This window comes from Gemmobacter sp. 24YEA27 (assembly GCF_030052995.1).
Lineage (GTDB): Bacteria > Pseudomonadota > Alphaproteobacteria > Rhodobacterales > Rhodobacteraceae > Pseudogemmobacter.
This window is the reverse complement of record NZ_JASJPW010000001.1, coordinates 3024414-3050182: the sequence shown is the minus strand read 5'-3', so window position 1 is coordinate 3050182 and position 25769 is coordinate 3024414. Positions and strand designations below refer to the sequence as shown.

The window sequence follows — 25769 nt, the reverse complement described above, 5'->3', positions numbered from 1 at the left end:
TCGGCAGAAAATGTTCGATCTTGTCACGAGGCCTTTGTGAGGCATTTGCGGAACAGGTCTTCTGACACATTGCCACCCGAGGCGATACAGATCACCTGATCAGGCAGACCGGGGCGGAAGAGGGCCGCCGCAAGCGCCACTGCGCCGCCGGGTTCCAGCACCAGACGCAGATGGCGGAAGGCGAGCGTCACGGCCTCCAGCGCCTCTGAATCACTGACCACAAGCCCCGGACCGGCCAGGGCGGAGAGGAGCGGGAAGGTCATTTTTCCGGGTATGGGCGTCAGGATCGCATCGCAGACCGATCCGGTCAGGGCAGGGTTGCGCAGCCGTTCGCCGGCGGCAAGCGAGCGCGCCATATCGTCAAAGCCCTCGGGCTCGGCGGTGCGCAGGCGCAGTCCGGGCGCGCGTGCCTGCAAAGCCAGCGCAACACCTGAGGACAGCCCGCCGCCGCCGCAGGGCACCAGCACATCGGCGCGGGCTAGGCCGGCCTCCTGCGCCTGTTCTGCGATCTCCAGCCCGACGGTACCCTGACCTGCGATCACCTCGGCATGATCATAAGGCGGGATCAGGGCATAGCCGCGCTCTGTCGCGATCCGGGTGGCGATGGCATCGCGATCCTCGGTCGCCCGGTTATAAAGCACGACCTCGCCCCCCCAGGCGCGGGTATTGGCGATCTTCACCTGCGGCGCATCCTCAGGCATCAGGATCACGCTCGCGATCCCCTGGCCCGAGGCCGCGCGCGCCACGCCCTGGGCGTGATTGCCCGAAGACATCGCGATCACGCCCGGCGTTCCGGGCGGCAAGGCCGAGACCGCCGCCCAGCCGCCGCGCGCCTTGAAACTGCCGGTGACCTGGAGCGATTCCGCTTTCACAAACACCTGGCGGCCGGCGATCCGGTCCAGGAGCGGCGCGTTCAGCAGCGGCGTGCGCAGCACATGGCCCCGCAGGCGCGTGGCGGCGGCTTCGATCATCGTGATGTTCATGCAAGGGCTCCGGTCCAGGAGGTCAATGCGGCAAGCGCCTCTGGCTCATCGAGGAAGGGCACATGGCCGCGCCCGGGGATTTCAGTGACAGCGAGGTCGGGCCGGATCCGCAGCATCCGCGCGACTGTCGCGGGCGAAAGCAGGTCGGAATTCACGCCCCGGATCAGCGCAACCGGCAGGCCCCGGCTTGCCTCCCATTGCGGCCAGAGATCGGGGAGCGGCTGGGTCGGGTCATAGCCCGCGAGAAACGCGTCGTGCAGCGCCGGGTCGTAGCGCAGGGCCAGCCCGCCGGGCACTTCGCGAAACAGCCGCGCCGCGTAAGCGAGCCAGTCCGTTGCGCTGAGCCCGGTAAAGCCCGGGCTGTTGGCGGCCATTTGCAGCGCCACTTCGGCAAGGCTGCGGGCCTGGGGAGTACGGCCGATACGGGCCGCGATGCCCGACAGCCCTGCGGGCGCGATTTCGGGGCCGATATCGTTGAGGCAAAGCCCGATCAGCCGCTCCCGTACCAGCTGGGCCAGCACCATGCCGATCAGCCCGCCGCGCGAGGTGCCAAGAAGCGCCGCGCGCCCGACCCCCAGATGATCCAGCAGCGCCAGCGCATCGGCGCCTTCCTGCGCAATCGTATAGGTCGCGGCGCCGGTGAAATCGCTCTCGCCGCGGCCGCGGTAATCCATCCGGATCACGCGGCAGCCTGCCAGTGCCGGCAGCGCGGGGATGAAATCCTCTTTCGTGCGGGTCAGACCGGCGAGGCACAGGACCGGCAGGCCATCCTCTGGCCCGTCAAGGCAGTAGGCCAGCCGGGCGCCGTCGGGGCTGGTGAAGAACAGGGTCTCGCCCGTCGGATCTTCGGCACTGAGCCTGTCCTGGTCTGGCATGGCATCTCCTTCCTGGGTCTGCATTGGCTGCGGATGGGGCAGGGATATAGGGCGGCAGAGGCCGGTGGCCTCGGCCCAGATTGCCCGCTGCGGGGCGCAGGGGGAAGGGGGGCGGTTCGGGTTTGACCTGGAATGCCGGGCTTTCACGGGCCCGGGGCCGCGCAAAAACCGCAAGCGCGGCATCACGCCGCTTGCCGCGCAGGGGGTTCAGCCGTAAATCCCCCCAAACCGTTGCTACACCTGTCGCCATTTTCTCATCGCACTCCTTGCCGAAACCCCAGCCGGGGCGGTTTGCGCCCGCCCCGGGGATCCGGGGTCACCGGCCTGACACCGCCCGACCAGCCACAGGAGCCCCCATGGCCCGTAAGCCAGCAAATGCCCGCGCGGCTGCCACAAGCTCAGCCGCCAATGGAGAGGAGCGTGCGTCGCGCAAGGTTTCGGCGCTTGGGGGCTTGCGACCTTTCCTGCGGCCTTACCGTCTTATGCTGCTGCTGGCGCTGTTTGCGCTGGTGCTGACGGCGGGGGTCACGCTTGTGCTGCCGCTGGCGGTGCGCCGGGTGGTTGATGGCTTTGGCAATCACCTCGAACTTCTGGACACCTATTTCTCGGCCTTTCTGCTGATCGCAGCGCTGCTCGCTCTGGGGACGGGGCTGCGCTACTATGTCGTGACCCGGCTGGGAGAGCGGGTCGTCGCAGATATCCGCAAGGCGGTGTTCGCCCGGGTGACCCGCCTTTCGCCGTCGTTTTTCGAGAAGACCATGACCGGCGAGGTGGTTTCGCGCATCACCACCGATACCACGCTGATCCTGTCGGTGATCGGCTCGTCGGTTTCGGTCGCGCTGCGCAATCTGCTTATGCTGATCGGCGGCATGGCGATGCTGCTTCTGACTTCGGCCAAGCTCACCGGGCTGGTCTTGCTGATCGTGCCCGCTGTGGTGGCGCCGATTGTGGTGATGGGGCGGCGTCTGCGGCGGCTGTCGCGCGAGAACCAGGACTGGATCGCGGAAAGCTCGGGCATGGCGTCTGAGGCGCTTGGCGCCATTCAGACCGTCCAGGCCTTTACCCATGAAGAGGCCACCCGCGCCAGATTTGCCCGGGTGACGGAAGAAAGCTTCATTTCGGCAAAGACCCGGATCGGCACCCGCGCGGTGATGACGGTGATCGTGATTTTCCTTGTATTCGCAGGGATTGTCGGCGTGCTCTGGATCGGTGCGCGCGATGTGCGTGGCGGTACGATGAGTGTTGGAGAACTGATCCAGTTCGTGATCTATGCGGTGCTGGTGGCGGGCTCGGTCGGCTCGCTGTCGGAAATCTGGGGCGAATTGCAGCGCGCCGCCGGCGCGACCGAGCGGCTGGTCGAGCTTTTGAACACCGAAGATGAGATCCGCGATCCTGCGACGCCCCTGGCGCTGCCGCGCCCGGTGAAAGGTGCGATTGCCTTCGAGACTGTCGGCTTCTCCTATCCCACACGCCCGGGCCAGCTGGCGCTGGACGGGGTGTCCTTCACAGTGAATCCGGGCGAGACCGTGGCGCTGGTCGGCCCGTCTGGCGCCGGGAAGTCCACCGTTTTGCAACTGATCGAACGGTTCTATGACCCGCAATCGGGACGGATCACGCTGGACGGGATCGCACTGGACAGCCTTTCGCGCGAAGATTTCCGCCGCGAAATTGCGCTGGTGCCGCAGGATCCGGTGATTTTCGCGATGACGGCGCGTGACAATATCCGCTTTGGCCGCCCCGATGCGACCGATGCCGAGGTCGAGGCTGCGGCCCGCACCGCGCAGGCGCATGACTTCATCATGGGGCTTCCCGGCGGCTATGACAGCCGGCTGGGCGAGCGCGGCGTGATGCTGTCAGGCGGCCAGCGCCAGCGCATTTCCATCGCGCGGGCGATCCTGCGCGATGCGCCGGTCCTGCTGCTGGATGAGGCGACTTCCGCGCTGGATTCGGAATCGGAACATGCGGTCCAGACCGCGTTCAGCCGCCTGTCGGAAGGGCGCAGCACGCTGGTTGTGGCGCATCGCCTTGCCACCGTCAAAAGCGCTGACCGGATCCTCGTCTTCGAGGGGGGGCGGATCGTGGCCGAAGGCACGCATGACGCGCTGGTGCGCGAAGGCGGGCTTTATGCGCGGCTGGCAAAACTGCAGTTCACCGACGGGCTGGCGGCCTGACAGGTCAGGTATTCCGCCATGCATGACCCGGCTGTTGCTTTGACCTTGCGTTGAAAAGCGGCGAAAAAGGTTGGCAAGCCTCGCCCCCGTTGCCACATTCCGGTGATGAGCCGCGCGGGAGACGGGGCGCTGAAGGGGAGAACGGCATGGCAGGAACCGCGACAGGCGCTGCAGCTGCAGGGCAGAAGGTCTACGCCACGAAAGACGATTTCAGGGCGCTTGAAGCCGAGATGCCCTGGGCGGACCGCGATGTTCCCCGCACCATCTATGAGGCGCTGAGCCGGGTGAAAGGGGCCCATGGCGCGCGACCGGCGATCAGCTATCAGTTGCTCTCGGATCCCGGGGCGGCAAATGCGACCCTGACCTGGGCCGGGTTGCATGACCAGGTGACGCGGGCGGCGAATCTCTTTCGCGCGCTCGGGGTCGGGCCGAGCGATGTCGTGGCCTATGTGCTGCCCAATACACTTGAGACGGCGGTGACGCTTTTGGGCGGCATGGTTGCGGGGATCGCCAATCCGATCAACCCGCTGCTGGAGCCGTCGCAGATTTCCTCGATCCTGCGTGAGACGAAGGCGAAGGTGGTGGTGACGCTGCGTGCCTTTCCCAAGACAGATATCGCGCAAAAAGTGGCCGAGGCCGTGCGCCATGCGCCCAATGTGAAACATGTGCTGGAAATTGATCTCCTCACCTATCTGACCGGGGTGAAGAAATTCATCGTGCCGCTGGTCCGGCCGAAAAACCCGGTCGCGCATACGGCGGATGTGCAAAGTTTCCACACCGCGCTGGCGCGTCAGCCTGGCGACCGGCTGACCTTCCCGGATAGTCCCGCCGACCGCGTTGCCGCCTATTTCCACACCGGCGGTACCACGGGGATGCCCAAGGTCGCGCAGCACAAAGTCTCGGGGATGATCTATAACGGCTGGATCGGCGGCACGCTTTTGTTCCGCGAGACCGATGTGGTCATGTGCCCGCTGCCTTTGTTCCATGTGTTTGCCGTCTATCCGATCCTGATGTCGATGATCTCATCGGGCGCGCAGGTCGTTTTCCCCACCCCGGCCGGATACCGGGGAGAGGGTGTTTTCGACAATCTGTGGAAGCTGATCGCGCGCTACCGCTGTACCTATCTGATCACTGTGCCGACCGCCCTGGCCGCACTGATGCAGCGCCCGGTCAATGCCGATATCTCAAGCCTGCGCGCCGGGTTCTCGGGGTCGGCGCCCTTGCCGATAGAGCTGTATAACCGGTTCAAAAAGGAAACCGGCGTCGAGATTGTCGAGGGCTACGGCCTGACCGAATGCACCTGTCTGGTGGCGGTGAACCCACCGGCAGGGGTAAAGAAAAATGGCTCGGTCGGGCTGATCTTTCCCTATAGCCATGTTCGGATCCTGAACCGCGACGGAGAGGGCGGCTTTACCGAGGCCGGCACCGATGAGGTCGGCGAGATCTGCGTCGGCTCGCCTGGGGTCTATGAGGGCTCGACCTATACCGAGGACGACAAGAACAGGGATCTCTTCGCCGAAGGCCGGTTCCTGCGCACCGGCGATCTGGGCCGGATCGACGTGGACGGCTATCTCTTCATCACCGGCCGCGCCAAGGATCTGATCATTCGCGGCGGCCATAATATCGACCCGGCAGTGATCGAAGAGGCGCTGAGCGGCCATCCGGCAGTCGCTATTGTCGGCGCCATCGGCCAGCCCGATCTGCATGCGGGGGAATTGCCCGCAGCCTATGTCGAGCTGGTCAAAGGGGCCACGGTGACGGTGTCTGAGCTGATGACTTATGCCGAAAGCCATATCTCCGAGCGCGCGGCAGTGCCGAAATATATCGAGATCCTGCACGAATTGCCGAAAACCGCTGTCGGCAAGGTCTTTAAGCCCGATCTGCGAAGGCTGGCGATCATCCGCTGTTTCAACGCAGCCCTCGATAAGGCGGGACTCGCGGTGCGGGTCACGACGGTGATCGAGGACAAGAAACGCGGCCTCGTCGCCCGGGTCGATAAGGTGGACGGTGCTACCGAGGCGCAGGTCGACGCGGTGCTTGGCGGCTTTACCAGCCCCTGGGAATGGGCCGACTGACGGGGTTTCCCGGCTATATGACAGGAGTTTTCATTTGATGATTCCCGGCTTTCGCAGCACTCTCACCCCTGTGAACGGCAGTTGAACGACAGTTGAAGGACATCACAGAATGAAACTGGCCAGGGGTGTTTCCGGTATCGCGCTTTCCGCTTTGCTTGCGCTGGCTCAGGTTGTGCCGGCGCTGGCCTATTCCAGCGAGATCCTGTTCCAGCACAAGCACTGGAAGGTGGATATCCATGGCTGGGATGATGGTGAGGTCGGCTGTCGTGCCGTTGTCGGCGACGACAAGGAAAGCTTTGCGATCTGGATTTTTCAGGATGCGATGATCCAGCTGCAGTTCTTTTCCACCTCCTGGGATTTCGGCACCGAAGGCCAGGTCGCGGATCTGCGGGTCCAGATCGACAAGCGCGAGGGCTGGGATCTGACCGCCGCCAGCCTCAAGCAGAATTCGGTAAGCTTCAACCTGCCCGACAGCGATGCGGCGGTGAGTTTCGTGATGGAGATCGCCGGAGGCAACAAGCTGTTCCTGCGCTCGAAAGACGGCAAAGAGGTGCAGAATTACTCGCTTTCGGGGTCGAAAGCCTCGATCACGTCCCTGCTTGAATGCGGCGATGCGATCACCGGCAAAAGCGCGCCACCGGCACCGTCAAACCCGTTCCAGTGATGCAGCTACAGGGAGAGCGGCGCTAGCAAGGCAGGCTGCTGTCCCGGCCCGAAGGGGCGGCGGTCCGGTTTGCGCCGAAAGCCCCCTTTGGCGCTGGCTTGTAAAATTGCCGTGCGACCCTTACCTGTCAGTCATATACCTTCCGGAGAAGCTGTCCCTATGCGTCTGAACCTCGCCGCCACCACCCTCCCGGTTTCGCTACGAGAAGTTCAGACCCATGCCCGCATCCGTTTTTCTGTCCGATCTGTCTTGGTCCACGCCTGACGGAACACCGCTTTTCACTGATCTCAGCCTGGCCTTCGGCCCTGAACGGACCGGCGTCGTTGGCCGCAATGGTTCCGGCAAGAGCACGCTTCTGCGCCTGATTTCTGGTGATTTACCACCGGCTTCCGGTCAGGTGCAGATTTCCGGTGCCATAGCGATGATGCGACAGGAGGCGATGGAGCATCCTGACGACACCATAGCCGACCTGTTCGGTATCCGGCCCGCGCTTGATTTGCTGGACCGGGCCGAGGCGGGGCTTGCACAGGCCGATGAACTGGCGGATGCGGACTGGACATTGCCAGCCCGGATCGAGGCCGCGCTTTTGCGCTGTGGCCTCTCCGCCGCGGCGCATACACCGCTTGCGACACTTTCCGGTGGACAGCGCAGTCGCGCCGCCCTTGCCGCCCTGATCCTTGCAGAGCCGGATTTCCTGTTTCTGGATGAGCCGACCAACAATCTTGACCGTGATGGGCGCAGGGCGGTCATCGACCTCATCCGGGGATGGACGGGCGGGGCGATTATCGTCAGCCATGATCGCGAACTTCTGGAAGAAATGGACGCCATCGTTGAACTGACCTCGCTTGGGGCAACCCGATATGGCGGGAATTACAGTGCCTTCCGGCAGCGGAAGGATGCGGAGCTGAATGCTGCGTCCCGTGGTCTTGCCGACGCGGAAAAAGCCCTCTCGGATGCTGCGCGTCGCGCGCAGCAGGTGGCCGAGCGTAAGGCGCGCAAGGACAGTGCCGGGCATCGGGCGCGCGCCAGAGGGGATCAGCCAAAAATCCTGCTGGATTTCGCCAGGGGGCGGGCGGAAGCCTCGGGCGGCGCCGGGGCGCGTCTGCGGGATGCCCGGCGCGAAGCGGCGGATGAGGCAATGTCCGCCGCGCGCGAAAAGGTCGAAATCCTGCAACCGCTCCGTATGGACATTCCTCCGACCGGCCTTGCCCCGGCAAGACGGTGCTGACACTGGACGGGGTGACCGGCGGATATGATCCTGCCCGCCCTGTGATCCGCGATCTGTCGCTGACCGTCACCGGCCCCGAACGGATCGTCATTGCCGGGCCGAATGGCAGCGGTAAGACCACTCTGCTGAAGATCATCACCAGTCAGATCATGCCGCAATCCGGGCGGGCGGAGGTGATGGTGCCCTTCGCGCTGCTGGATCAGCATGTCGGATTGCTCGATCCCGCCCGCAGCCTTCGCGATAACTTCCTGCACCTGAACCCCGTGGCAGATCCCCATAAGGCCCATGCCGCACTGGCCCGATTTGGGTTCCGAGCCTCGGATGCCTTGCGTTATACGCGCGAATTGAGTGGCGGCGAGCGCCTTCGCGCCGGACTGGCCTGTGCCCTTGGGTCGATGCCGCCGCCGATGTTGCTGATCCTGGACGAACCGACCAATCACCTCGATCTGGACGGGCTCGCTGCATTGGAGGCCGCGCTGGCCGCTTATGATGGTGCGGTGTTGGTGATCAGCCACGACACGGAATTCCTTGAATCGCTCGCCTGGGACAGAGCGATTCATCTTGGGCTATGACCGTTTCGTCCCGCATCGCAGGCGTTCGGGTGATCCGTGAAGCCGGCGGCGGGCGTCTCGCAGCAGAGCTTTAAGAGAGCGTTTAACCGGGGGGCGGGCGGGGGCTCAGGGTTGGCTGTTCAAAGCTCGAACGGCGCAGGTTTGGGTGCCAGACCGTGCTGCATCGGAGGTCACGCGGCCGCCTTGCCAGGCTGGCTGACCGGCCAGCGGATCCTAACCAACTAAAACTCTCGGCTTTACTTTTCTGATAAAACTTGTCATCCATTCCGGCAGCCAGGCAATGGTTCCAATCCATCCCTTTGCCGTCGCGAGGCCATATGACCGGTTCGTTCAGTTTCCCTGCCAGGTCCGCCCGCTCGTTCTGCGTGGCACCACGTGTCGCACCCTGCGCTGACCTGCTGGCCGGTTTCCCTCATCCCGCCGGAGTTAAGTCTTGAAAAATCCGCGTCTTGTGAAAAATTCCCGCCTTGTTCTCGCGGCTTTGCTGAGCACCACGCTCGCGGCGCCGGCGCCGGCGCTCGCGGCAGACCCTGCCGGCGTGGTGGCACATTATGCCGATATCGCCGAAGCCTCTTACGGCGACAGCCTCGCCACCGCGCGGGTGCTGCGGGAATCACTTGGCAACCTGGTGGCGCAGCCGTCGCAGGAAACGCTGGATGCGGCGCGCAGCGCCTGGCTTGCCGCGCGCGTGCCCTATCAGCAGACCGAGGCCTTCCGCTTCGGAAATGCGCTGGTTGATGACTGGGAAGGCAAGGTGAACGCCTGGCCGCTGGATGAGGGGCTGATCGATTATGTCGACGCCGCCAGCTACGGCGAGAGCGAGGAGAACCCGCTGGCCACGCTGAATGTGATCGCGAATCCGAAATTCACATTGTCCGGCAATGAGATCGACGCCACCACCATCACGCCCGCGCTGATCGCAGATGTGTTGCAGGAGGCCGACGGGATCGAGGCCAATGTCGCCTCGGGCTATCACGCAATTGAATTCCTGCTCTGGGGTCAGGATCTGAACGGCACCGGCCCGGGCGCGGGCAACCGCCCCTGGACCGATTATGCCACGGGTGACGCCTGCACCGGCGGCAATTGCGACCGCCGCGCCGCCTATCTGATCGCGGCCTCCGACCTTTTGGTCTCGGATCTCGAAGAGATGACCGGTGACTGGGGGGCTGAGGGCGAGGCGCGCAAAGCGGTTGTCCAGGACCCGTCGGCCGGGCTTATGGCGATCCTGACCGGCATGGGCTCACTGTCATATGGTGAACTGGCGGGTGAGCGGATGAAGCTTGGCCTGATGCTCTCGGATCCGGAAGAGGAGCATGATTGCTTCTCCGACAATACCCATAACAGCCATTATTATGACGGGCTGGGCATCAGGAATGTCTATCTCGGCGAATATACCCGCATTGATGGCACGAAACTGACCGGCCCGTCCGTGTCGGAACTGCTGGCAGCGAGGGATGCGGCCGTCGATACCCAGCTGAAGGCCGAACTGGACAGCTCGGTCGCGGCGCTGAATGCGATCAAAACCGCCGCCGAGGAAGGCTTCGCCTATGACCAGATGCTGGAGGCCGGCAATGAAAAGGGCGAGAAACTGATCATGGGCGCGGTCAATGCGCTGGTGACCCAGACCGCCTCGATCGAACGCGCAGTTTCCGTGCTGGGCCTATCGAAGATCGATTTCGAGGGGTCCGACAGCCTCGACAACCCCAACGCCGTCTTCCAGTAAGCTGAGAGAACCGCCGCCATGATCGTCTGTCATTGCATGAGCATCTCCGACCATGAGATCCGCGCCGCCGTGGACTGGATGCGGGCGGCGGATCCTTCGACCATCATCACCCCGGGCAAGGTCTATCACGCGCTTGGCAAGAAGGCGGATTGTGGCGGTTGCATGCCGGTCTTCCTTGATACGATGCGCAGCTGCGAGAGCTTTGGTGTGGCCGGAGATCCGGCGAGACCGGCCGTTCCAATGCTGAAACCGATGCGCGCGCGCCGCCTCGGCTGAGAAAAACCAGAATTTTTCCGGGCGTTTTTGTCAGATTTAGAATTATTCTAAAAAGTTTCTCTCCCCCATAGACAGCGGCGTCGGGTCGATTTACCTTCTGCCCATCCGTAGCAAGCCGGGCCCTGCGCCCGCGCAACGATTGGGGTTTGCCATGAAGGGCGACAAGAAAGTCATCGAATATCTCAATGCCGGCCTGCGCTCCGAGCTGACCGCGGTGAGCCAGTACTGGCTGCATTACCGCCTGCTCGACGACTGGGGCTATGGCAAACTGGCCGCCAAGGCGCGGGCCGAGTCGATCGAAGAGATGCAACATGCGGATAAGTTCATCACCCGCATCATCTTTCTCGAAGGCCACCCGAATCTGCAAAAGCTTGACAGCCTGCGGATCGGCCAGAATGTGAAAGAGATCCTCGAGGCGGACCTTGCCGCAGAACATGGCGCCCGCGATCTCTATATCGAGGCGCGCCGCTATTGCGACGAAGCCGGTGATTATGTCAGCCGCGCGCTGTTTGACGAGTTGATCCAGGATGAGGAAGGCCATATCGACTTCATCGAAACCCAGCTGGGTCTGTTCAAAGAACTGGGCGACAAGAATTACGGCCTGCTGAACGCCTCGCCGGCGAATGAAGCCGAATAAGCGCGGCTTGAAACTGTGACTTTGAAGTGCCGTGGCGGGGAAATCTGCTGCGGCTCTTTTGGTTTTGGGGAAGGAGGGGGCCAGCCCCCTCGCGGCTTTGCCGCTCACCCCCGGGATATTTTGAGACAGAAAATGAGAGAGAGGATTATTTTCTGTCCTTAAATATCCCCGCCGGAGGCTTCTGCAGCCGGGCAGGGAGCGGCGCGCGGATCATTCCCGTGCCAGCGCCACCACCGGGTCGAGTTTCGAAGCCGCGCGCGCCGGCAGATAGCCAAAAACGATGCCGATCGTCGTTGAGGACAGAAAGGCTGCGATGATGGTGAGCGTGGAATAGCTCAGCCGGATTTCCTGGCCGATCTGGCCCGCAAGCCAGCCGCCACCAAGGGCGAGGGCGACGCCCAGCACGCCGCCGATGAAGCAGACCAGCACCGCTTCGATCAGGAACTGCGCGATGATGTCGGAGCGCCTTGCCCCCACTGCGAGGCGGACGCCGATCTCGCGGGTTCGTTCGGTCACCGAGACCAGCATGATGTTCATCACGCCAATGCCGCCGACGATCAGCGAGATCACGGCGATCGACGAGATCAGGAGCGTCAGTGTCCGGTTGGTGGCGGTCAGATTCTCGCGGATCGTATCGGAATTGGTGAGGAAGAAATCTTCCTTGCCATGGCGCTGGGTCAGGAGCCGGGTGATCCCCGCTTCGGCCTCGGCCATATCTGCATCGTCGTGCACGCGGACAGTGATCGAATCCACCCGGTTCTGGCCGGTGATGCGCTGGCTGACCGTCGTATAGGGCAGGAAAATCCGCGGCGTTGAGGGGCCAAAGCTCTGGCCGGAGGCGCTGACCACACCGATCACCTCAATCGGCACCCGTCCGATCAACAGGACTTTGCCGATCGGATCCTCGCTTGCGGCAAAGAAGGCGTTGCGCGCATCACTGTCGAGCACGCCGACCTGAGCGCGGCTGTCTATCGCAATCTGGGTCAGAAGCTGCCCGCTGGCCACCGAAAACCCGCCGACATCGAAATACCCCGCACCGACACCGCGCACGGAGAGGCTCGCTGTTACCGCGCTGCGCGTCACATTTTCCGTGGTGGAGATCTCGGGTGAGGCCGAGGCGGTATAGGGTTCGCCAGCCAGCACCGTCGCATCAGTGTCGATCAGCGTGTTGATCCGCCTCGCATTGCGGTCGCCAAAACCGGTGCCGGGGCGCACGGTGATGGTCGAAGTGCCGAGCGAGGCGATATTTTCCAGCACCTGTTCGCGCGATCCGGTGCCAAGCGCCACCACCGACACGACCGAAGCGATGCCGATGATGATGCCGAGCATGGTCAGAAAGCTGCGCAGCCGATGCGCATTGAGCGAGCGCAGTGCCATGGTGAAAGCATCGCGCAGCCGGCCGGCCCGGGCGAGGGGCCGGTTTTCTCGGGCGGCGCGGGTCGGGCGTGGTGCCGGTCACAGGGGCGGGGCCGCTGTCCGAGAGGATCGTGCCATCCGAGATCTCGATCACCCGCCCGGCGCGGGCGGCGACATCGCGGTCATGGGTGACGATGATGATCGTATGGCCGCGCGCATTCAGCTCATCGAGCAGCGCCAGCAGATCCTTGCCGGAGCGGTTGTCGAGCGCGCCGGTCGGCTCATCCGCGAGTATCACCTCGCCGCCATTCATCAGCGCGCGCGCGACCGAGACGCGTTGCTGCTGGCCGCCCGAAAGCTCTGACGGGCGGTGGTCGCTGCGCTCGCCAAGGCCAAGCCGCGTGAGCAGTTCTTTCGCGCGATGGGACCGCTCACGGGCAGGGCGGCCGGCATAGATCGAGGGAACTTCGACATTGCCGCTGGCATCGAGGTCAGCAAGCAACTGATAGCGCTGGAATATAAATCCGAAATGCAGACGGCGCAGCCGGGCGCGGCCTTCTTCGGGCAGGGCAGTCACATCGATGCCGTTATAGTGGTAGCTGCCTGTATTTGGCCGGTCGAGACAGCCGATGACGTTCATCAGCGTCGACTTTCCCGAACCGGAGGTGCCGACAATCGCCACCATCTCGCCGGCATGGATGGTCAGGCTGACATCTTGCAGCACGGTGAGGCTCTCGCCGCCGCTGGTGAAGCTGCGGCTGATGCCGCGCAATTCAATCAGCGGCGGGCCGCTTTTGACGGGATCACTCATCTGCCCGGCCTCAGAACAGCCCGCCCGAGGGCCTCGGTGTCCCCGGCATCCGGCCGGTCTGACCCGGTTGCTGGCCCGCCCCACGCGGCATGGCGCCAGGACCGGCGGTCACGATGCGCTCGCCTTCGCCGATCCCGGAGAGGATCACGGTCTGGCTGGCGGTGGCGGCCCCGGTCTCGACATCGCGGATCTCGACCGCGCCGGTGGCCGGGTCCAGCACCCGCAGCTTACTCCCGCTGCTCCGCCCCGAGATCACCGCGGCGGTCGGCACGATCAGCGCATCGGGGATCTCTTCCATCACGATCACCACTTCGGCGGTCATGCCGATCCTGAGGATGCCTTTCGGATTCGGCACTTCGAGAATGGCGCGGTAATAGATCGCCGAGCTGGTATCGACCTCATCGGAGGTTGCAATCGAGGCCGGCGCCGGCTCGATATCGCGCAGGACCGCGTCAAAGCGCATATCGGGCGCGCCCGACAGGGTGAAACTTGCCTTTTGGCCGGCATGAACCGCGATCACGTCGGCCTCGGAAATATCGACCTTGATGATCATGCGGTCGAGTTCGGCCAGTTTAATCAGCGTCGGGCTGGATTGGTTGGCGTTGATCGTCTGCCCTTCGCGCGCGACCAGGGCCACGACCGTACCGTCAGAGGGCGCGGTGATCCTTGTGCGTTCCAGCGCTATATTCGCGGCCTGAACGGCAAGTTCGGCCTGGGATTCGCTGGCTTTCAGCGCCGCGAGATTGGCTTCGGCGACCTTGAACTGCGCCTCGCTGGCCTCAAGCGTCTGGGTGGTGGCGAGCTTGCGGCTGTTCAGCTCGCGCTGACGGTCGAGCGCGAGGCGGGCCTCTTCGATACTGGCCTCCTGGGCCGCGATCTGGGCACGGATCTGCGCCAGCGAGGCCTGGGCGCGCAGCTGGTCGGTCTTCTGATCCTCAGGATCGATCTGCGCCACAAGGTCTCCGGCGGCGAGTTTCTGCCCCAGCTCAACCGGCAGGGACTGGATCTGACCACCGACCTGGGCGCCGACCGAGACAAGGCTTGCGGCCTCGATCACGCCGGTTGCCAGCACGGTCTTGCGGAAGGTGCCGCGGATCACCGCCTCCGAGACCGGCGCGGCCTGGGCGGCGCCCTCGTTCACCTGCATCCGCCACAGGCCAAAGCCCGCGCCGCCGGCAAGTGCGAGGATAAGGGTGGTCCAAAGGATTTTGCGCATCTGGCTGTGATCCGGCTTGCTTGTGCTGCTCGTCTGTTGCCGGATTATACGCTTGCACCGCAAGCTTCCGTCGCGGCCCGGCCCGGGATTTATTGTTCAGGCATCGGGTCTGGTGAAGACAAAGATCACGCCCAAAGCCATGATTGCGGCAACCGCGAGGGTCAGCGGCCAGCCGGGGCTGCTGCCCCAGACGAACACGGCGAATCCAAGGCTGCAGCCGCCTGCTGCCATCCATTTCGCGCGGCGCGGGATTGCGCCCTTGTCGCGCCAGTCGCGCAAAAGCGGGCCGAAATGCCGGTGATCCAGCAGCCAGCGCTCCAGCCGGGGCGAAGAGCGGGTGAAACAGGCGGCAGCGAGGATCAGGAAAGGCACGGTCGGCACCACCGGCAGAAAGATCCCGACAAAGCCGAGGCCGGTGAGAAACAGACCGAGGGCCAGGAAAAGCGTGCGGGCGATGACTGATTTGGTGGCGGCCGGGCTGCCGGTGCCGGCCTCGCTGCTGAATCTCTCGCTGCTGAACCCATTGGTGTCAGGGGGATTGCCGGTTTCGCCGGATTGCGGGCTTTTATCGGTCATGGGCACTCCCGGGCTTCAGGGGAAGGGGCGCGATCCGTTCCGGACGGAAACCGAGGCCGGTGCTGGCGCCCCATCAGCCGCGCCAGCACCGGCCACCGCGCGATCATGCGGATAAAACCCGGCGGACGGGGGACGGCTGCGCCATCGGGGCGTCGTTTGCGGCGCATCATCTTTTGCAGGCCTTGCGTCGCGCGGGTGGGGAAAAGGCGCCGCGCCTCTACCCGAGCCAGGTCGCGCGGGCTCAGCCTCCCCTCGCGCAGGGGGCCGCGAGGATATTCGCTGTCGCCACGGCGTCCTGGATCGCGAGATTGACGCCAAAACCGCCAACCGGCGACATCGCATGCGCGGCGTCGCCGATGCAAAGCACGCCCGGCGCCCACCAGCGCGTCAGGCGGTCCATCCGGATCGACAGAAGATGGATCTGATCCCAGGAGGTGATCTCGTCAAACCGCCCGGCCGGTAGCCGCGCAAGTGCTGCCAGTGCCGCACGAAATGCCGGCAGGCCCGCAGCCTGCAGATCATCATAAGACCCTTTGCGGATCACATAGCCGCATTGCCAGTATTCGCCACGGTCGATCAGCACGAGGCCCTGGCCCGGGCCGGCATGGCTCATCGCGGGCGCGGGATCACCGGCCCGACGCGAGAGCCTTAGCCAGACCACATCCACCGGCGAGCCGAAATCGGTGACGATAAACCCCGCCTCGCGCCGTATCACCGAATGTCGGCCATCGGCGCCGATCACGAGCGGCGCGCGGATCTCGCCCGTCCCGCTGTCCGATTGCCAGGTAAGGCCACAGGTTTTATCGCCGGGTTTATCGCCGTCGCGCAAAAGACCGGTGACCGAATGCCCCATTCGAAGGGTGAACCCGGGCATGGCGGCGGCTTTTCCGGCGAGGAAATTCAGGAAATTCCATTGCGGCATGAAGGCGATGTAACGGCAATCTGTCTTCAGGCTGCGGAAATCGGCGATGGTCACCTGACGCCCGCCGATCTCAGCATGGAGATCGGGGGCCTTCTGATGCGGCAGAGCCAGAAATTCCTCGAGCCAGCCCAGATCGGCGATCACTTGCAGGGTCGAGGGATGGATGGTGTCACCGCGAAAATCATGCAGGAAATCAGGGTGTTTCTCGATCACCGTCACCCGCAGACCGGCGCGGGCCAGCAAGAGCCCCGCCATCATGCCCGCCGGGCCTCCGCCCGCGATCACGCAGTCCTGATCCTGTTCCGGCATCGTCCTGTCCCCGCCTCTGGCCCATCCCTGAGCCGCCTCCGCTCTGCCTTCGGGGGCAGACCGGCGCTGCCGTTCTGGCGAAAGCGGGGCGCGCGGCTTGTGGCGGCCCTGACTGGCTGAACGCATGCGCCTATCTTCGCATGTGGGCGGGCGGGTTTCCAGATCCTCCCCGCCGCCCGGGCCTGCGTCACGCAAGCGTGTCCGGGCCCGCAAGGGTCAGGGCAGGCGGATTACCCGGCGCATTGCGGCCAGTTGCGGGCCTTTTCCTTCAAAAGCCCGACAAAGGCCTGGACCTTGCGGGTGCGGTGCAGGTCGACATGGGTGACGATCCACAAAGGCGAATCCCATTCCGGGCGGGGCGCCAGCACTTCGACGAGGTCGGGGCGGGTTGCGGCCTCCCAGGCGGGCAGGAACCCGATGCCCATTCCAGCTTCCAGCGCCGCATCCCAGGCCGCCGGCTCGGTCGAGCGGAAGGTGAGCTGTTCGTTCGACACCTTGTCGCGCAGCCAGCGGAAAAACGCGGCGCGGCTGCCTTCGCTTTCGGCGATGACAAAGCGGTGGCCGGCGAAATCATGTTCCGATTCCGGTTTGCCCCAGGCCTCGACATAGGATTTCGACGCGTAAAGCCCGTAGCGGATCCGGATCAGCGGCTGGACGACATTGTCGGGCTCTTCGGGGGCTGCGCCGGCGCGGATCGCCACATGCGCCTCGCCATAATCCAGCCGGAAGATGCGCATATCGGTCAGAAGCCGCACGATCACCGCCGGATGCTGGCGCTGGAAATCGGCCAGTACCGGGACCAGCAGGCCCGAAAGCCCGGCGATCGAGGTGATGATGAACTCGCCCTGCACCGTCTCGCCATGGCCCTTGATGCGCGAGCCGAGCTGGGCAAATTGCTCTTCGGTGGTCTGGGCGACGGTCAGCAGGTCGCGCCCGGCCTCGGTCGGCGTATAGCCGCGGGTATGGCGCTGAAAAAGCCGCGTGCCGAGCCGTTTTTCCAGCGCATCAATATGGCGGATCACAGTGGCATGATGCACGCCCAGAACTTCAGCCGCACCCGAGACGGTGCCAAGGCGGGCGACCTGAAAGGCGGTGCGGATCTCGTCCCAGTTTTCCATGAAGTTCCCCGGCTGGCTGTGCGTCAGCGCACAGATGATTACGGATTGGCGCAAGAGGCAAGGGGGCTCCGGGGTAAACATGCCAGGATGCAGGGAAATCTTCCCCTGCCCAATGAGGGGCGTGAGTTTGGGTTGCTTTTGCCGCAAATTCACCAGAATGATGCGGGAGCTTGCCCGGGTGAGTATGCGCGCCACCTTCGGCTGCGCGCCGATCCGGATGGATACAAAGGGCGATTGCACCAGCAATGATCAGTTTGCCGAATTTCTTTGTCGCAATGGCGGTGGGTGCGGGCAGACTGGCGCTCTCGCAGCCCAGAATTTCACTGACCGCTATCGCCTTGGCCGGGGCCGCACTGGCGCCGATCCTGCTGCCGGCGCCGGCTGCGGCTGATCCGAAGGCAGTGATCGGGATGCAGACGGCCGATGAAGCACGGGGCTGGCAGCCGGTAGGCAAGCTGGTGCTGGGGGATCGCGGGTTTTGCACCGGGGTGCTGATCGAGCGGCAGCTGGTGCTGACAGCGGCGCATTGCCTCTTTGACAAAGATACCGGCGCCAGGCTCAGGGATGAAATGATCACCTTTCAGGCGGGCTGGCGCAATGGCCGGGCCGAGGCCTATCGCGGCGTCCGCCGTTCGGTCGCACATCCGGATTACGTTTATTCCGGCAGTGACAATCTGGGCCGCGTTGCCTGGGATCTGGCGCTTCTGGAACTCGACAAGCCGATCATGTTGCCGCAGATTGAGCCTTTCCCCACCGGCCCGCGCCCGATGCGTGACGCCGCCGTCAGCGTGGTTTCCTATGCGAAGGACCGCGCGGAAGTGCCCTCGATCGAGCGCGACTGTGCCGTGCTGGCGCTGGAGACATCGGCGCTGGTCCTGACCTGTGACATCGATTTCGGCTCCTCGGGTGCACCGGTTTTCGCGCTGCGCGACGGGCGGCCCGAGGTCGTGGCGGTGATCTCGGCCAAGGCGGATTACAACGGCGAGAAAGTCGCGCTCGCCGTCGCGGTAGACGCGCCGCTGCAACGGCTGCGCGATGAACTCGGGCTCGATTTGCCCGGGCGCGGGGCGGCGGGGGTACGGGTGATCTCAGGCGGTGGCGCCAATCGCGGTGGCGGGGCGGCGGCAGAGACTGCGGCGGAAGCTGCGGACCCGGCCAGCAGTGGCGGCCAGGCTACTACCATGGGGCAGGGCGGCGCCAAATTCATCCGGCCGTAACGCGTCTCGCGGCGCCTTCCCGGCACAGCTACGCGCTCACGCGGATGTGACCTCTGCCCGGCTGTAGCGCGCCCCTTGACGCAGGGGGGCAGGCTTCCCAGATCAGGGTCATGCCGGACGCCATGATGGGTCCGGCGCCAATGCCCGGCCCCGTGAGGGGAGGGTTTGATCCGAAGAGCATCGCTTCCCAAGGAGGATGATCATGCGCAGCTATGATTTCGCACCGCTTTACCGTGCCACTGTCGGCTTTGACCGTGTGGCCGATCTGATGGACCGGGTTCTGACATCCGATGTCGCTCAGCCGGGCTACCCGCCCTATAATATCGAAAAAACCGCCGAAGATGCTTACCGCATCTCGGTCGCCGTTGCCGGTTTCGGCCCCGAGGATCTTACGGTCGAAGTGCGCGACGGCAGCCTGTTTGTGACCGCCCGCAAGGCCGCCGATGAGGCCCCCCGCAGCTTCCTGCATCGTGGCATCGCGACCCGCGCTTTTGAGCGCCGCTTCGCGCTGGCCGATCATGTCCGCGTCACCGGCGCGTCGCATGAGCTTGGCATGCTGCATATCGACCTCGCGCGCGAGATCCCCGAGGCAATGAAGCCGCGCCGGATCGAGATTGCCGGGCCAGTCAGCGCAGAGGCCCCCGCGCTTGAGGCCCGGGCAGAACAGGTGAACTGAGGCAACGGTCTGCCTGAGACTATGCGGCAGAGACAGAGGCGCATCGGGCAACCGATGCGCCTTTTCTCGTCTGATACGGTTCCCACGACAGCGAGGGATGATCTGAGTGCCACAGTCGGTATCACGGCCAGAGCAGACGGCTGAAATCTCTTGTCGGCGCCGCATGTGCCGCCGGCCACGCATGATAGATCAAGGACAGCACCACCAGGGTGGTTCAGGCGCAGTTGTCTCGCAGCCCGTACCTTGCCTGGTCCAGCTCTGGGAAACCGACAGAGGCCGAAGAGCCACAACCCGCTATCTTCAGCACTGAGATTTATGCGTAATTATTTGATATAAAATAGAAATGGCGGAAATTTGAGCTTCTGGCCCGCTGCGTGTCAGCGGCTCAAAAGAAGTCGCTCAACCGGCGACGCTTGCCGAGGCAGATTTTTCGATGCCTGCCTTCGTAATCGGGTTCCAGGCAAAGCGATTGTCCAGGCTCCCTGTTGGGCCTCCGGTTTCGCGCCGGCATCTTTCAGGATCTGTGCTGGTATTACGGAAATCCCTGCCTCCGGCTGGCCTGCCCCTGAAGGCCGAAAAACGAAGGCTCTCGCAGCCAGGCAACACCTGTCCGAAGCGCAGGCCGGACAGGTCGTGGCGCCGGCAAAGGTGCTCTTGCGGTGGCTGGACCTATCTCTTCCTGCGTATCCAGAGGGTAACTGCCCAAAGCGCCACATAAAGCGCCGCCCAAAGAACGATCAGGTTGGGCACCGCAATACAGGCAATGACCAGCGCAATGCCCGCGGCGGCCAGGGCAATGTTTACGATGACCGTCCCCATAGGTCTGAGCATAAGACGGGAGGGTCAGACATCACAAGGGCAGCAATCCGGGGAAACCGGCAGGTCGGCGATTTCGCGGCCCCGTGGAAATGCAGGGGCGGAACGAGCCGGGAAGCTTGCGGTGCCTTTGGGAGAGCGAACACGCCGCCCGGGCCGCGCAAACTCTGTCACAGCTGTCTGCGGCAGGCGCGCGGGGGTGCAGGAGATGTGGTCGGCCCCTGGCCTGCGACGCCGCCACTCACAGAAAAACCCCCGGCGGAACGCTCCGCCGGGGGGGCTTTTCGGGTCAGTATGAGATCAGAGCCCCATCTTGATCAGTTCGAACTCTTCCAGCAGGCGCGCGCGCAGATCCGGGTCCATCGGTGTCTGGCGGAACAGCGTGGTTTCGACCGGGTCGAGGAAGGCGGATTTCAGCCTTTCGGGATCGATGGCATCGGTCGCGGCTTTGTTGGTATTGGCATAGCCGATCGCCTCGATGATCGACGGCAGGCTTTCGACCGCGAACATCGAATTCACCCAGTCATAGACTTTGTCTTCCTTGCCGGGGCCGTTCTTCATATTGACGAAACCGCAGAAGAAGGTGGTCGAGCCCTCGGCCGGTGCGCGATTGAAGCCCACCGGGAAACCATCGGCCTGCAAAATGGCAACCGGGTCATTCCAGGACCAGGCGACCTCGACCTCACCGCTCGCCATCAGCTGCGCCAGTTCCGACGGATCCGACCACCAGGAGCGCACATTCGGCGCGGCTTCGCGCAGCCAGGCGGCGGCTTTCTCGATCTGTTCATCGGTCACCTCATCCCAGGAGTCGGTGCCGGTGGCGAGGAAACCAAGCGCCCAGGCGTCATCGGAATTGTCCGAAATCGCGATCTTGCCCTTGAAGTCGGGGTTGAGGAAAACATTCAGCGAGGCGACCTTGTCCTCGGAGACCTTGTCTTTGTTATAGGCGATGGCCGTATAGGCAAAGTCATAGGGGATGAACCAGACGCCCTCATCATCTTTGATGTGATGCGATTCCAGCAATTCCGGGTCGATATTGGCGAAAGCCTCGATTTTCGACGTATCCCAGGGCTCGATCAGCCCGGCTTCGCGGTAATTCGGCACGGCGCCGGGGCAGGGGTGGACAACATCGGCCTTGAACCCGGAAGAGACTTTCTGGAACGCCTCATCGTCATCGGCATAGAACGCGTAGGTCGGCTTCTGGCCGTTTTTCGCGACATAGGGGGCGAGCGCGCCATCGATTTCCCAGCCAGCCCAGTCGAAAACGGTCAGCTCGGGGTCGGCGGCCTGCGCTGCGGTGGCAATCGCGATGGCCGAAGCGGCTCCGGCAAGGTAAGAAAGGCAACGGGTCATCGTGACTCCTCTGGCGGTTGATATCAGGCAGGTGCCGTCAGTCTGGCCCCCTGGGGCAGATCCGGGCACCGGTGATCTCTGTGAGGCTATGACAGGTGAAATTCTCTCACAAGCATCTTTGACACCCAAAACCGGCTTTCCGCCGTCCCGGATATGGGAAAGAATTCCGCTGGCTGATTTCCGGGCGGCTGATTTGTAGCCGCGTGAGACAGGCGTGAGGGCCCCCGTGCGATGAGACGGGGCCAGAGCTGAAAAGAAACGGGGGCGACAATGGCAGTGACCGGGGCAGAACCGATGGAAGGCGGATGGTCTGCGGGCCAATATTCGAAATTCCTTGATGCGCGCACGCGCCCGGCCCGCGATCTGCTGGCGGCGGTCCCGCTGGAGACGGCGCAGGAGGTGACCGATCTTGGCTCTGGCCCGGGGAATTCCACGGCGCTTTTGCGCGCGCGGTTCGGCGCGGCGCGGATCACCGGGACCGATACCGATGCGGATATGCTGCGAACCGCGCGCGCGGCGCTGCCGGACTGCCATTTCGAGGCGGCGGATATTGCGACCTGGGCGGCGGCGCGGCCGCAGGATCTGGTCTATGCCAATGCGTCGCTGCAATGGATCCCGGATCACCGGCAGCTCTTTCCCCGGCTTCTGGCACAGCTGAGCCCGGGCGGCGTGCTTGCGGTGCAGATGCCCGATAATCTTGACGAGCCGACCCATATCGCCATGCGCGAAATCTCGGCCGATCCCCGCTGGGCCGACCGGCTGACGGCGGCACGGGCGCGGCGCGTGCCGCTTCTGACCCCCCCGGAGCTGCACGCGCTTTTGCGCGCGGACTGCCGGCAGCTTGATATCTGGCGGACAGTCTACCAGGTGGAGCTGACCGGCACGGATGCGGTGACGCAATGGTTCCTCGGCTCGGCGCTGCGACCATTGCTCGCGCCATTGAGCGAAGCCGAACGCGCGGAATTCCTCGACGCCTTCCGCGCGCGGATTGCGCCGTTCTATCCCGAACGGGGCGGGCGTGTGCTCTTGCCCTTCCCGCGCGCCTTCTTTGTCGCGACCCGGGCCTGAGCGCCTTTCCTCCCCCCCGTCGCAAGAGGGGGCTTGTCTTTCAGGAGGCGCCGGATAAATCTCGGCAGCGATCCCCCGGAGGCAAACATGTGCTGACACGGGATCTGGGCCGGCGGGAGACATCGCCGGCTCTGGCTGGAAGACCTGCTGCGAAAAAGGGGGCCGGGAGACCGGACGCGCCCTGGGCCGCAGGTTTATGCCGCCCCCTTTTCCCGCAGATCTGAAGACCGGGCCCATAACGACCGGGCCCAGAATGACCGGGCTCAGAATGACAGAGATTATAATGACTGGGGAAATGGGATGACCGCACTTGATCTGGACTTTACCCGCAAACAGTTTCCGGCCTTTGCCTCGCCGGTCCTGTCCTCACATGCGTTTTTCGAGAATGCCGGCGGCAGCTATCCCTGTATCCAGGTGATCGACCGGCTGACGCGGTTCTACCATGACCGCAAGGTGCAGCCTTACGGGCCCTATCCGGGCGGGCAGGCGGCGGGCGCCGAGATGGATGAGGCGCGGGAAAAGCTGGCCGCGATGATGGCGGTAAAGCCGGCGCAGGTCTCGTTCGGCCCGTCAACCAGCGCCAATACCTATGTGCTGGCCCAGGCGGTGCGGGCCTGGCTGAAGGGGGATGCGAAGGCCGCGATCGTGGTGACGAACCAGGATCACGAGGCCAATAGCGGCGTCTGGCGGCGTCTGGCCGATGAGGGGATCGAGGTTCGGGAATGGCGGCTCGATCCGGAAACCGGTTCGCTCGACCCGGCGGATCTGAGCGCGCTGCTGGCGGATGGGCAGGTGCGCCTGGTCGCGTTTCCGCATTGCTCAAATGTGATTGCCGAAGTGAATGATGTGGCGGCGATCTCTGCGCTGGCCCATGCGGCGGGGGCGAAGGTGGTGGTCGATGGCGTGTCTTACGCGCCGCATGGTTTCCCGGATTTCCCGGCGCTTGGCTGCGACGCCTATCTGTTTTCCGCCTATAAAACCTATGGCCCGCATCAGGGGATCATGGTGCTGGACGAGGCTTTCGGGATGGATCTGCCGGGGCAGGGGCATTTCTTCAATCATGGCTCGCTTTACAAGCGGCATACGCCCGCCGGGCCAGACCATGCCCAGGTCGCGGCCTGTGCGGGCATGGCGGATTATGTCGACGCCCTGGCGGCGCATCACGGCATCACCGGCGATGCGGGCGCGCGGGGGCGCGCTGTCCATGATCTGATGCGCGCCCAGGAAATAAAGGTGATCCAGCCCTTGCTGGACTATCTTGCCGCGCGCAACGACCTGCGGCTGATCGGCCCCCGTGACGCGGCGCGGCGCGCGCCGACGGTGGCGGTGGAGCTGTCAGCTGCGGCAGAGCCGGTCTCGGAAGAGCTTGGCCGACACGGGATCGCCTGCTGGGCCGGGGATTTCTACGCCGTCAGGCCGCTGGAGGCGCTTGGGATTGCGCGCGAGAAGGGGGTGCTGCGGCTGTCAGCGGCGCATTACACCAGCGCCGATGATGTGGCGCGGCTGATCCGGGCGCTGGATCAGGTGCTTTGAGACAGCCGGGGTCGCCGGGGGGCAGCCCCCGGACCCCCGGAGTATTTGGGTCATGAGGAAGAGGGCGGTTGTGCGGTGATGTTTTTCGCGCGCAGCATGCTGATCTGACGCAGATTGTCTTAACTCGTCCCGCAAATTGACAAAATTCTGCGTGAGTTTGCAGCTGTAGTGAAACAGTCTGGATGGGCCTTCCGGGGTCTGAGGAGTGACATGCCGACATCCGCAAAACTGGTGGCCGCAGTCTGGTTTGCCCTGATGGGCTGGCTTGCGGCCAATGCTCATATTCCCGCGCTTCCCGATGCAGGGGCTGGCGGCACCATGGTCTTTCGCGGGGTTTCGGCAGCGATCGGCCTGATTTGCGGCTGGAAGATCATGGGAAATGGCGTTGGGTCCAGCTATGCCGATTCTCTCGGCACGGGGCTCAAGACCTCGATTGTAATGGCGTTTTTCGCGCTTATGGTGTTTTCGGGGCGGCAGATGGTCGCCGATTCGATGAAGATGCGCTATGAAGGGCCGATGGATGCCATGCTGGGCTGGTTCACCAAAATGATGGAAAACGGCCGGGATATGGTGACGGTCGGCGTGCTGGGCGTGCTGATCGTGGCGGGGGTCTTTGGCGGGCCGCTTGCCGAATGGACCAGGCGGCGCTGGCGGTGAGCGCGGCGGATCTGCCGGGCGGGGATCCCCGTTTTGCGAAATGCCCGGGGCTGCGCGATCTGATCGCCGGGCCCGGCGGTGCCGCAGGGGAGGCGCGTCTCGCCTTCTGGCAGGCGGCCACCCGCGGCGCAGAGGCCGGCGATCCGGCGCTGGAGCTGCGGCTTGCCCAGGATATCCTGGCGCAGCAGGGGGCCGCGTCAGCAGAGCGGCTTTATGCCTTGCGCGGGCCGATGCTGTCCTGTGCGGCCTCTGCTTTGCGCGCGGCCGGGCAAACCCGCGCCAATGGCCCCGAAGATGCCCGGGTCGAGACCGACAGCATGGACCACCCGTTTCGCAGCTTCTTTGCGGTGGCGCGGGCCGGGCTCAGGCACCGGCAATTTGCCGGGGGCATGAGTGGGGGGCTTATCCGCGAGGCCTTTGTCGCGACCGATGCGGTGACGGTGCTGCCCTATGACCCGCTGCGCGATCATGTTCTGCTGGTGGAACAGTTTCGCATGGGCCCCTGGATCAGAGGCGAGGCGCGACCATGGCTGATCGAGGCGGTCGCGGGCCGCATCGACGCCGGCGAGACCCCGGAAGAGGCCGCGCGGCGCGAGGCGCAGGAAGAGGCCGGCCTGACCATCGGCCAGCTTTTGCATGTCAGCGATTATTACCCGTCGCCCGGCGCGCTGACCGAATATATCTGGTCACTGGTGGGGCTTGCGGATCTGCCCGAAGAGAGCGGCGGGCTCTTTGGCCTCGCGACCGAGGGCGAGGATATCCGCACCCATGTGATCCCCTTTGACACCGCGATGGCCTGGCTCACCGAGGGCCGGCTTGCTAATGCGCCGCTGATCCTGTCGCTGCTCTGGCTGGCGCGGCAGCGGCCTGCCTTGCGCGCAGCTGCGGGCGCGGGCTGACCAGAGGCCCGAGGCGGCATCTGGGCCGCGCCCGGGGC

The 25769-nt window shown here is 64.3% G+C and carries 22 protein-coding genes and 1 pseudogene; 14 read left to right on the top strand and 9 right to left on the bottom strand.

Annotated elements, in window-relative coordinates:
• Positions 1–23 precede the first annotated feature (23 nt).
• Positions 24–983, bottom strand: coding sequence for a threonine/serine dehydratase (locus tag QNO18_RS15185; RefSeq protein WP_283178346.1), 960 nt, complete (start codon positions 981–983; stop codon positions 24–26).
• A complete protein-coding gene (locus QNO18_RS15180; RefSeq protein ID WP_283178345.1) occupies positions 980–1858 on the bottom strand; it encodes an alpha/beta hydrolase in 879 nt (292 codons plus the stop codon). The genes QNO18_RS15185 and QNO18_RS15180 overlap by 4 nt, the downstream gene beginning before the upstream one ends.
• A gap of 356 nt (positions 1859–2214) precedes the next feature.
• On the opposite strand from QNO18_RS15180, the gene QNO18_RS15175 reads away from it, so the two are divergent.
• The 8 genes from QNO18_RS15175 (at position 2215) to bfr (ending at position 11204) form a co-directional block, all read left to right on the top strand.
• On the top strand, positions 2215–4029 hold the full coding sequence (locus QNO18_RS15175) for an ABC transporter transmembrane domain-containing protein (RefSeq protein ID WP_283178344.1): 1815 nt from the start codon (positions 2215–2217) through the stop codon (positions 4027–4029).
• A gap of 146 nt (positions 4030–4175) precedes the next feature.
• A complete protein-coding gene (locus tag QNO18_RS15170; protein ID WP_283178343.1) occupies positions 4176–6104 on the top strand; it encodes an acyl-CoA synthetase in 1929 nt (642 codons plus the stop codon).
• Positions 6105–6213: 109 nt separating this feature from the next.
• A complete protein-coding gene (locus tag QNO18_RS15165; protein ID WP_198838873.1) occupies positions 6214–6768 on the top strand; it encodes a hypothetical protein in 555 nt (184 codons plus the stop codon).
• A gap of 217 nt (positions 6769–6985) precedes the next feature.
• Positions 6986–7996 carry an ATP-binding cassette domain-containing protein gene (locus QNO18_RS15160; protein WP_283178342.1) on the top strand — a complete coding sequence of 337 codons (1011 nt, stop codon included), beginning with the start codon at positions 6986–6988 and terminating at the stop codon, positions 7994–7996.
• Positions 7990–8568, top strand: a complete 579-nt coding sequence (locus tag QNO18_RS15155; RefSeq protein WP_283178341.1) for an ATP-binding cassette domain-containing protein — start codon at positions 7990–7992, stop codon at positions 8566–8568. The genes QNO18_RS15160 and QNO18_RS15155 overlap by 7 nt, the downstream gene beginning before the upstream one ends.
• A gap of 481 nt (positions 8569–9049) precedes the next feature.
• Positions 9050–10291 (top strand): imelysin family protein, encoded by a 1242-nt coding sequence (locus QNO18_RS15150; protein WP_283178814.1) that lies wholly within the window; start codon positions 9050–9052, stop codon positions 10289–10291.
• 18 nt (positions 10292–10309) lie between these two features.
• A complete protein-coding gene (locus QNO18_RS15145; RefSeq protein ID WP_198835542.1) occupies positions 10310–10567 on the top strand; it encodes a (2Fe-2S)-binding protein in 258 nt (85 codons plus the stop codon).
• Between the two features lie 151 nt (positions 10568–10718).
• Positions 10719–11204, top strand: coding sequence for a bacterioferritin (gene bfr / locus QNO18_RS15140; protein ID WP_283178340.1), 486 nt, complete (start codon positions 10719–10721; stop codon positions 11202–11204).
• 210 nt (positions 11205–11414) lie between these two features.
• On the opposite strand, the gene QNO18_RS15135 is transcribed toward bfr, so the two are convergent.
• The 6 genes and pseudogenes from QNO18_RS15135 to QNO18_RS15110 all read right to left on the bottom strand — a co-directional run bounded on the left by QNO18_RS15135 (position 11415) and on the right by QNO18_RS15110 (position 17512).
• Positions 11415–12581, bottom strand: a complete 1167-nt coding sequence (locus QNO18_RS15135) for an ABC transporter permease (protein ID WP_283178339.1) — start codon at positions 12579–12581, stop codon at positions 11415–11417.
• 313 nt (positions 12582–12894) lie between these two features.
• A pseudogene (locus QNO18_RS15130) lies at positions 12895–13245 on the bottom strand (ATP-binding cassette domain-containing protein); the annotation flags it as partial.
• A 136-nt stretch (positions 13246–13381) separates the two neighbouring features.
• The gene (locus QNO18_RS15125; RefSeq protein ID WP_283178338.1) at positions 13382–14587 is read right to left on the bottom strand and encodes an efflux RND transporter periplasmic adaptor subunit; all 1206 of its coding nucleotides are present in this window, start codon (positions 14585–14587) and stop codon (positions 13382–13384) included.
• A 96-nt stretch (positions 14588–14683) separates the two neighbouring features.
• On the bottom strand, positions 14684–15163 hold the full coding sequence (locus QNO18_RS15120; RefSeq protein ID WP_283178337.1) for a YbaN family protein: 480 nt from the start codon (positions 15161–15163) through the stop codon (positions 14684–14686).
• Between the two features lie 241 nt (positions 15164–15404).
• Positions 15405–16394: an FAD-dependent oxidoreductase gene (locus tag QNO18_RS15115; protein WP_283178336.1), complete on the bottom strand. Its 990-nt coding sequence runs from the start codon at positions 16392–16394 to the stop codon at positions 15405–15407.
• A gap of 230 nt (positions 16395–16624) precedes the next feature.
• A complete protein-coding gene (locus tag QNO18_RS15110) occupies positions 16625–17512 on the bottom strand; it encodes a LysR family transcriptional regulator (protein ID WP_198835536.1) in 888 nt (295 codons plus the stop codon).
• A 245-nt stretch (positions 17513–17757) separates the two neighbouring features.
• On the opposite strand from QNO18_RS15110, the gene QNO18_RS15105 reads away from it, so the two are divergent.
• Both QNO18_RS15105 and QNO18_RS15100 read left to right on the top strand, forming a co-directional pair.
• Positions 17758–18729 (top strand): trypsin-like serine protease, encoded by a 972-nt coding sequence (locus QNO18_RS15105; protein ID WP_283178335.1) that lies wholly within the window; start codon positions 17758–17760, stop codon positions 18727–18729.
• Positions 18730–18931: 202 nt separating this feature from the next.
• Complete coding sequence (locus QNO18_RS15100) at positions 18932–19405, top strand: Hsp20 family protein (RefSeq protein ID WP_283178334.1); 474 nt, start codon at positions 18932–18934, stop codon at positions 19403–19405.
• A 1116-nt stretch (positions 19406–20521) separates the two neighbouring features.
• On the opposite strand, the gene QNO18_RS15095 is transcribed toward QNO18_RS15100, so the two are convergent.
• Complete coding sequence (locus QNO18_RS15095) at positions 20522–21574, bottom strand: extracellular solute-binding protein (RefSeq protein ID WP_283178333.1); 1053 nt, start codon at positions 21572–21574, stop codon at positions 20522–20524.
• A gap of 270 nt (positions 21575–21844) precedes the next feature.
• Between QNO18_RS15095 and tam the strand changes: the two genes are divergently transcribed.
• The 4 genes from tam to QNO18_RS15075 all read left to right on the top strand — a co-directional run bounded on the left by tam (position 21845) and on the right by QNO18_RS15075 (position 25731).
• Entirely contained in the window at positions 21845–22642 is a 798-nt protein-coding gene (tam, locus tag QNO18_RS15090; protein WP_283178332.1) for a trans-aconitate 2-methyltransferase, read from the top strand.
• 300 nt (positions 22643–22942) lie between these two features.
• The gene (locus QNO18_RS15085) at positions 22943–24175 is read left to right on the top strand and encodes an aminotransferase class V-fold PLP-dependent enzyme (RefSeq protein ID WP_283178331.1); all 1233 of its coding nucleotides are present in this window, start codon (positions 22943–22945) and stop codon (positions 24173–24175) included.
• Positions 24176–24385: 210 nt separating this feature from the next.
• Positions 24386–24832, top strand: coding sequence for a TrgA family protein (locus QNO18_RS15080; RefSeq protein ID WP_283178330.1), 447 nt, complete (start codon positions 24386–24388; stop codon positions 24830–24832).
• The gene (locus tag QNO18_RS15075; RefSeq protein WP_283178329.1) at positions 24808–25731 is read left to right on the top strand and encodes an NUDIX domain-containing protein; all 924 of its coding nucleotides are present in this window, start codon (positions 24808–24810) and stop codon (positions 25729–25731) included. The genes QNO18_RS15080 and QNO18_RS15075 overlap by 25 nt, the downstream gene beginning before the upstream one ends.
• The last annotated feature ends 38 nt before the right edge of the window (positions 25732–25769 follow it).